We start from the raw sequence: 352 nt of genomic DNA, 5'->3' as shown, positions 1-352 counted from the left end.
TGGGCATGGTGACATCTTTCCAGCGAAGACGAATCTCCACAGGTCAGGAGTCAACCAAACCGGGGGCAGTCCCGTCTGCCCTGCTTGACCTCCTCGCGGAACTCAACCTCACCCATGTCCCCGACCGCATCCGCGTCGCGACCAAAACCCTCTGCCAAGAACTCATCGATGAGGAGGCCACCGCCCTCATCGGTGTCGGCCGTTTCGAGCGTTCCGAAGACCGCACCACCCAGCGGAACGGCTCCCGCCCGCGCGTGCTGTCGACGGCGGTCGGGGACCTGCACCTGAAGATCCCCAAGCGGCGCCAGGGTTCATTCTTCCCCGCGCTCCTCGAGCGCCGCCGCCGGGTGGA

General features: G+C 65.9%; 1 protein-coding gene. It reads left to right on the top strand.

All coding sequences use genetic code 11. The annotated features are described in order from the left end of the window. Positions 1-5 precede the first annotated feature (5 nt). On the top strand, positions 6-352 hold a 347-nt coding region (locus tag QN345_RS19940), incomplete at its 3' end, for a transposase (protein ID WP_323508210.1).

The sequence above is a fragment of the Cryobacterium sp. 10I1 genome (assembly GCF_035019805.1).
Taxonomy (GTDB): Bacteria; Actinomycetota; Actinomycetes; order Actinomycetales; family Microbacteriaceae; genus Cryobacterium; species Cryobacterium glucosi.
This window is presented reverse-complemented; position numbering and strand designations above follow the sequence as displayed.